We start from the raw sequence: 7,271 nt of genomic DNA on the forward strand, positions 1-7,271 counted from the left end.
AAAATAAAAAACGTCCAACTTCATTATGAAATTGGACGTTTTATTTTAATTTGGGTTTTTCTATTTCTAAAGCGTTTTTCTTAAAGTTTCACGAGTTACATAAACTTCAGGATCCATATTCTTCCATATTTTTCTAATAGCATCATTGTCAGATAATTCTGCAGTTCTATAACAAGTTTTAATTCCTTTTTCTGTAAACATATTATAATATTCGTTAAAAATAATAGCGTGAACACCTTTGTTTTGGTAGTCTTTATCTACGCCAATTAAGTAAAACATTACATCCTTGCTATGCTTTTTTGCTTTTAAAACTTTAAGGAAGCCAACTGGAAATAATTTCCCTTTTATATCCTGAAGTGTTTCTGCAAAACGCGGCATAACAATAGCAAAAGCAACTAGCTCATTATTTTTATCAACAACAAATTTTATATATTCTGGATTTATAAATGACAAGAATTTCTTTTTAAAGTATTCCTTTTGAATTTCTGTGATTTTAACAAACGAAGCTAAATCATTATAGGTTTTATTGAATAAATCAAACATCTTATCTGCATAAGGCATTACTTCTTCAGTTTTAGTAAACTTTAAGGCGGTTAACTGATAACGCTTTTTAATCATTTCTTGAAGTTTGAAAAATAGTTCAGGTTTTACATTAGTAAATGGAAACCTGTTTTCTTCGTATTTTTTTTCTGTGATAAAACCATGATTAATATAGTGCTTGTAATAGTATTCATGATTATACCAAGCCACCATATTTCCAACTTCATTAAAACCAGAAGTCATAACACCAACTTTGTCTAGGTTTGAGAAGCCAACTGGTCCTTCAGTATATTCTAAGTTATACTGTTTTCCAATGGCATAAACTTCATTTAAAAGCGCTTTAGATACTTCTATGTCATCAATAAAATCAAACCAACCAAAACGCATTTTTTTTACATTTTGATCTTTTACTTCTAACCAATTTATAATAGCAGCAATACGACCAACAATTTTGGTGTTTCTATAGGCCAAAAATAATGTTGCTTCTGCATCTTTAAATATTGGGTTCTCCTTAGTGTCAAATGTTTTTATTTCTTGAGAAATAATAGGAGGAATCCAATACTTAGAATCATTATATAAGCTAAAAGGAAATGTAATAAAAGCTTTTAAATCCTTTTTAGATGTTACCTTTTTTATAGTAATCATATAAAATTATTCAGAATCAAAGTCAATTATCTGGTTTTCTTTTTTAGGCTTAGAAGTAGAACCTTCTTCTCCTTTTTTCTTTTTCTTTTTACGACCTCTTTTTTTGTTTTCTTTACGTTCAAACTCATCAATTACATCTGTTCCGTTGTCTTTTTCTTCCGGATCTGTATGCATATCAAATCTATAAGAAACACCAAAATTTGCATTAAAGACTGATGGTGTATCTTTTGTGTTAAATGTAATTCCAGCATCAAACTGTATATCTTTAGTATGTAAATAAGCGCCACCAAGTCTAAATAAGTTATCAGCATAGAAATCACTATAAATAGCTTGAGCTTCTCCAAAGCCAACCCATTTGTCGTTAATTGCTTTTGTAAATGTTACAATCCATTGTAAATCCGAATATTCAGAGCCAATTCTGTCTTTAATTATATTTACTACCATAACCCAACCACTTTTAAAGTTGTTTTGAGATGATATAATAACTTTAGGGCTAAAACCTTCAACATCTGGAGCTAGATAAGGGTTGTTTTTAAAATCATAATTTCCACCAACGTAAACAGAAACTGCTGGAATTAAAGTTTTCCATTTAAATTTCTTGTTTGCATGGTAACTCATTAAATTAGGTTTGTCTTCTTCTTTATCTTTATAAGGATCATACACTAAGTATTTAGCACCAAGGACTAAATTTTTAAAGTTAGAATATTTTTGTTCTGCTGGAATTGTAGATCTATTATCAGTAAACGTAGCGCTTTGGTAGCTTGCTTCTATATTTAATTCTAATTCTTCAAAAAACAAACCATATCTAGCTGCCAAATCAAAACCTAAACCTGATAACTCACTTTTTAAAGGAGTATGTTTTTCCCTAACTATATATGGGCCAGTTTCAACTTGCGCAACATTTTTACCAACTGACCAAGCGCCTCTTGAAACTCCAGGTCGGTTTGAGTTAATCTCTTCGGTATATTGCGCATGTACAGATAATATTGTACTTAAAACTATGAATAATAAACTTAAACGCGTTTTCATAAAAAATAGGTTTAGCTTCAAATATAATATATTATATATTTTTTAAGGCTTTATGTTGCTAATAAAATCTATAGAATTGTATTTTTGTTTAAAATATTACTTTATGTTACAAGAAGCATCATTAACAGGTCTATTTAAAGTCCTTTTATATATAGCATTATTTTATTACGGATTTAAGATTTTAAGTCGAATTTTTGCACCATTACTTTTAAAGTATGTTATGAAGAAAGCGGAAACTAAGTTTGGTGCTGGCTTTAAGTCTAACCAACAGACTAAATCTAAAAAAGAAGGCGAAATTACTATAGAAAATATTCCTGATAAAAAGAGCACTAATAATAAAGTTGGAGAATACGTAGATTACGAAGAAGTAGAGTAGTAAATCAAGTTAAAATTCCTTTACTTTTTTGTCTATTTGAATAAAATAGATGTATTTTCGAGAATTATAATTTATTTTTTATGTCATTCAATTTTAAAAAAATCTTACCACATATATTAGTTGTAGTTGGATTTATTTTAGCTTCATTATTATACTTTAGCCCAGTTTTAAAAGGTAAAGAAATTTATCAAAGTGATATTGTTCACTATATTGGAATGGCTAAACAGCAAAAAGATTTCAAAGTAGAAACAGGTACAGAAACATATTGGACTAACAGTGCTTTTGGAGGAATGCCAACCTATCAATTAGGAGCAAAATATCCGCATAACTATATTAAAAAATTAGATTTAACGCTACGATTTTTACCAAGACCAGCAGATTATTTATTTCTATACTTTATTGGGTTTTATATTTTATTACTAAGCCTAAAATTAGACTATAAATTGGGAGCTTTAGGTGCGTTAGCTTTTGGTTTTTCTACATATTTAATTATAATTTTAGGTGTTGGACATAATAGTAAAGCACATGCAATCGCCTATATGCCTTTAGTCTTGGCTGGAATTATTTATACCTTTAGAAAACAATATGTTTTAGGGTTTTTATTAACTACAATTGCCTTAGGTTTAGAATTAGTAGCTAACCACTTTCAAATGACGTATTATTTGTTATTGTTAGTCTTGGTTTTAGGTATTTGTTATTTAATAGATGCTTACAAAAAGCAGTTTTTATCTCACTTTTTTAAATCTGTAGGAATTTTAACCATTGCAGCTATTTTAGCGGTTGGGTTGAACGCTACTAACTTTTTAGCTACGCAAGAATATGTTAAAGAAAGTACACGTGGAAAAAGTGAATTAACCATAAATGCAGATGGTTCTCCAAAAGAAATAACTAACGGATTATCTAAAGAATATATTACAGAATATAGTTACGGGATTTTAGAAAGCATCAATCTTTATATTCCACGTTTTTTAGGTGGCGGAAGTAATGAAGATGTTGGTAAAAATTCTGAAATGTATAAATTCTACACTAATATAGGAGCAAGTCCAATAGAAGCGTTGCGAGAAGTGGAAAGAACACCAACGTATTGGGGAAAACAAACTATTGTAGAAGCTCCAGCTTATGTTGGCGCAGTTATTTTATTTTTGTTTGTGTTTGCTTTATTTATAATTAAAGGTAGATTAAAATGGTGGCTTGTTGGCGGAACTATTCTATCATTACTATTATCTTATGGTAAACATTTAGGATTCTTAACTGATTTCTTTATTGATTATGTGCCATTTTACAACAAATTTAGAGCTGTAAGTTCTATTCAAGTTATTTTAGAATTATGTATTCCTGTTTTAGCTATTTTTGGTTTACACAGATTATTTAATGATTTTAGTAAAGCTGAAGACAAGCAAAAAGCATTATTATACACTACTGGAATTACTGCTGGTTTATGTTTGGTTTTTGTGTTATTTCAATCTGCTTTATTTGATTTTGTTGGTGGTAACGATGGTTATTATAGACAATCTTATGGTGAATATGGACAAGCTTTTATTGAAGCTCTAAGAGCAGACAGGCAATCGTTTTTAACAAGCGATACTTTGAGAACTTTAGTGTTAGTATTACTTTCTGCAGGATTGATTTATACGTTTTTAAAGAAAATTTTATCAGAAAAATTAGTTGTAATTGCTTTTGCGGTTTTAATTATATTTGATTTAGTTGGTGTAGATAGACGCTATGTAAATAACGACAGTTTTGTTTCAGCAAGAGCAATGAACAAACCATTTAGAACTAATAAAGCCGATTTAGCTATTTTAAAAGATACTGATAATTATCGTGTTTTAGATTTAGAGTCAAGACAACCAACAAAGTCAGCTTACTTTCATAATTCCATAAATGGTTATCATGCAGCAAAATTAAAGCGTTTTGATGAAGTTTTTGATTTCTATTTATCTAAAAACAATCAAAATGTATTAAGTCTTTTTAATGTGAAATACATTATTGCTCCAGACGAAGAAACTGGTGTTTATCCATTTCCAAATCCTGAAGCTAATGGGAATGCTTGGTTTGTATCTGAAATAAAGAAATTGAACTCTGTTAATGAAGAAATTTTAGCTTTAGATAAATTGAAACATAAAACTGTTGCAGTAACTACAGAAGCTTCATTACAAAACAGCGTTTTTAAAGTCGATTCTTTAGCCTCAATAAAAGTTAAAACGTATCAGCCTAACAAAATAGAATATGTATCTATCAATACAAATAAAGGCTTTGCTGTGTTTTCTGAAATGTATTATGGAAATGGATGGAAAGCTACTATAGATGGAAAAGAACAAGCTATTAATCGTGTAGATTATACGTTGCGTGGTTTAGAAATTCCAGCAGGAAAACATACTATTATATTTAGTTTTGAACCACAAGTTGTAAAAACAGGAAGTACAATTACATTAATAACATCTATTGTTGTTATACTGCTTTTATTTGGTGGATTATTTATTAGCTTTAAACAAAAAAATGCCTAAAAAGGTTCTCATAATTACATATTATTGGCCAAATGCTGGCGGACCAGGCGTACAACGTTGGTTAAAGTTTGTAAAATACTTACCAGAATTTGACATTGAACCAGTTGTATATTGTCCAGAAAACGCCACTTATCCTATAATAGATAACACATTAGAATCAGAAGTGTCTAAAACAATTACTGTTTTAAAGCAACCTATAAAAGAGCCTTATAAGTTAGCTGGTTTATTTTCTAAACAAAGCAAAACCATAAGTAAAGGAATTATTAAAGCAGATAAAAAGCAAAACTTAATTGAAAAAGTAATGCTTTATGTTAGAGGTAATTTTTTTATACCAGATGCACGTAAAAATTGGGTAAATCCATCCGTTAAATTCTTAGAGAATTATATTAAAGAAAATAATATAGATGCCATAATTACTACTGGTCCACCACACAGTTTACATTTAATTGGAATGCAGTTAAAAGCTAAACTAAATGTAACTTGGTTTGCCGATTTTAGAGATCCGTGGACAACTATTGGTTATCATAAAAAGTTGAAGTTAACTAAAGCCTCAAAAGAAGAACATTTAAAACTAGAACACGAAGTTTTAAATAAAGCTAATCATATTATAGTAACCAGTTATAATACAAAACTTGAATTTTCTGCAAAAACACAACAGCCTATTTCTGTTATTACAAATGGTTTTGATGATGAAAATATAAAGGTTGATGCTTTAGATGAAAAATTCACCATTTCTCATATAGGTTCTTTATTGTCTGAAAGAAACCCTGAGATTTTATGGCAAGTTTTAAGCGAATTAATTCAAGAAAATAAATTGTTTTCTAAGCAATTTGAATTACAATTAGTTGGAGCAGTAGGAGAAGCTATATTAGATCGTTTAAAGTTTTATAATTTAATGCCACATACCAATTTAGTTGGTTATGTAAATCATTTACAAGCGGTAAGTCTTCAAAAAAAATCTCAAGTATTATTATTGGTAGAAATAAATTCTCAAGATACCAAAGCAATTATTCCGGGTAAATTATTTGAGTACTTTAATGCCAATAGACCAATTTTAGCAATTGGTCCAGATGGAAGTGATGTAGAAGGTTTAATTCATCAAACTAATACGGGACATTATTATTTATATAACGAAAAAGAGGCCTTAAAACAGTGTGTTCTTAATTGTTTTAATTTGTATTTAAAAGACAGTTTAATAAGTGAGTCTAATTCTATTTTAAAATTCAGTAGAAAGTATTTAACAGGGCAATTAGCAAAAATCTTAACAACTTAGATTATGGGAATTGTTTTAAATCAATCAATAAAAAATACTGTAATTACTTATTTAGGCTTTGGTTTAGGAGCAATAAATATTCTTTTTCTATACACCAACTATTTAACAGAAGAATATTTTGGATTAGTAGCTTACATTCTTTCTGTTGCTAATATATTAATGCCTTTAATGGCTTTTGGTGTGCACAATACGATTGTAAAATTCTATTCGTCTTTTAAAACACGTTTAGATCAACAAAACTTTTTGACAGTTATGCTCTTTTTACCGTTGTTTTTAATTATTCCTTTAGCAGCGTTTACAAATTTAGCACATAATCAAATTGCCGAGTGGATTTCTAAGGAGAATCCAATAACCAAAAATTACATATGGTTAATTTATGTTACTGCAATTGCTTTTGCTTATTTTGAAGTCCTTTACGCTTGGAGTAAAGTGCAATTACAAAGTGTTTTTGGGAATTTTATAAAAGAAGTTTTTCATAGAGTAGCTATAATGTTGTTGCTTTTTGCTCACCATTTTAAATATATTACTGTTGATGAATTTATTTATAGTATTACAGTTGTCTATTTTATAAGACTTTTAATAATGGCTATATATGCGTTTAGTTTGCAAAAACCAACATTTAACATAAGACGTATACCAAATCTAATTTCTATTATAAAATATTCTGCTTTAATTATAATTGCAGGCTCTGTAGCTTTAATTATTTTAGAAATCGATAAATTTATGATTGGTCAATTTGTTCCAAGTTTAAGTAATGTAGCTTATTATAGTGTAGCTATTTTTATAGCAACTGTAATAGATGTTCCTCAACGAGCTATGCAACAAATTGTAAATCCATTAACAGCAGAATATCTTAATGCTAAAAATTATTTAGCATTAAATGATTTGTATAGAAAATCATCTA

General features: G+C 28.8%; 6 protein-coding genes. 4 read left to right on the forward strand and 2 right to left on the reverse strand.

Annotation, left to right across the window (positions count from 1 at the left end; genetic code table 11):
• Positions 1 to 66: 66 nt before the first annotated feature.
• A complete protein-coding gene (locus ACFDSN_RS01420) occupies positions 67 to 1,185 on the reverse strand; it encodes a GTP cyclohydrolase (RefSeq protein WP_375238035.1) in 1,119 nt (372 codons plus the stop codon).
• Positions 1,186 to 1,191: 6 nt separating this feature from the next.
• Positions 1,192 to 2,214, reverse strand: coding sequence for a transporter (locus ACFDSN_RS01425; RefSeq protein WP_375238036.1), 1,023 nt, complete (start codon positions 2,212 to 2,214; stop codon positions 1,192 to 1,194).
• Positions 2,215 to 2,317: 103 nt separating this feature from the next.
• Between ACFDSN_RS01425 and ACFDSN_RS01430 the strand changes: the two genes are divergently transcribed.
• The 4 genes from ACFDSN_RS01430 to ACFDSN_RS01445 form a co-directional block, all read left to right on the forward strand.
• A complete protein-coding gene (locus tag ACFDSN_RS01430) occupies positions 2,318 to 2,590 on the forward strand; it encodes a DUF4834 family protein (protein ID WP_375238037.1) in 273 nt (90 codons plus the stop codon).
• Positions 2,591 to 2,670: 80 nt separating this feature from the next.
• Positions 2,671 to 5,094 (forward strand): YfhO family protein, encoded by a 2,424-nt coding sequence (locus ACFDSN_RS01435; RefSeq protein ID WP_375238038.1) that lies wholly within the window; start codon positions 2,671 to 2,673, stop codon positions 5,092 to 5,094.
• Entirely contained in the window at positions 5,087 to 6,367 is a 1,281-nt protein-coding gene (locus ACFDSN_RS01440; RefSeq protein WP_375238039.1) for a glycosyl transferase family 1, read from the forward strand. The genes ACFDSN_RS01435 and ACFDSN_RS01440 overlap by 8 nt, the downstream gene beginning before the upstream one ends.
• Positions 6,368 to 6,370: 3 nt before the next feature.
• Positions 6,371 to 7,271, forward strand: a 901-nt coding sequence (locus tag ACFDSN_RS01445) for a lipopolysaccharide biosynthesis protein (protein ID WP_375238040.1), incomplete at its 3' end; no start/stop codon positions are given.

The organism is Aurantibacter sp., from assembly GCF_042094015.1.
Lineage (GTDB): Bacteria > Bacteroidota > Bacteroidia > Flavobacteriales > Flavobacteriaceae > Aurantibacter.

What these genes read in the sequence shown, in the direction of transcription:
- ACFDSN_RS01440 (WP_375238039.1), top strand. Translation starts at nt 5,087, where the DNA reads ATGCCTAAAAAGGTTCTCATAATTACATATTATTGGCCAAATGCTGGC.
- ACFDSN_RS01420 (WP_375238035.1), bottom strand. Translation starts at nt 1,185, where the DNA reads ATGATTACTATAAAAAAGGTAACATCTAAAAAGGATTTAAAAGCTTTT.
- ACFDSN_RS01425 (WP_375238036.1), bottom strand. Translation starts at nt 2,214, where the DNA reads ATGAAAACGCGTTTAAGTTTATTATTCATAGTTTTAAGTACAATATTA.
- ACFDSN_RS01430 (WP_375238037.1), top strand. Translation starts at nt 2,318, where the DNA reads ATGTTACAAGAAGCATCATTAACAGGTCTATTTAAAGTCCTTTTATAT.
- ACFDSN_RS01435 (WP_375238038.1), top strand. Translation starts at nt 2,671, where the DNA reads ATGTCATTCAATTTTAAAAAAATCTTACCACATATATTAGTTGTAGTT.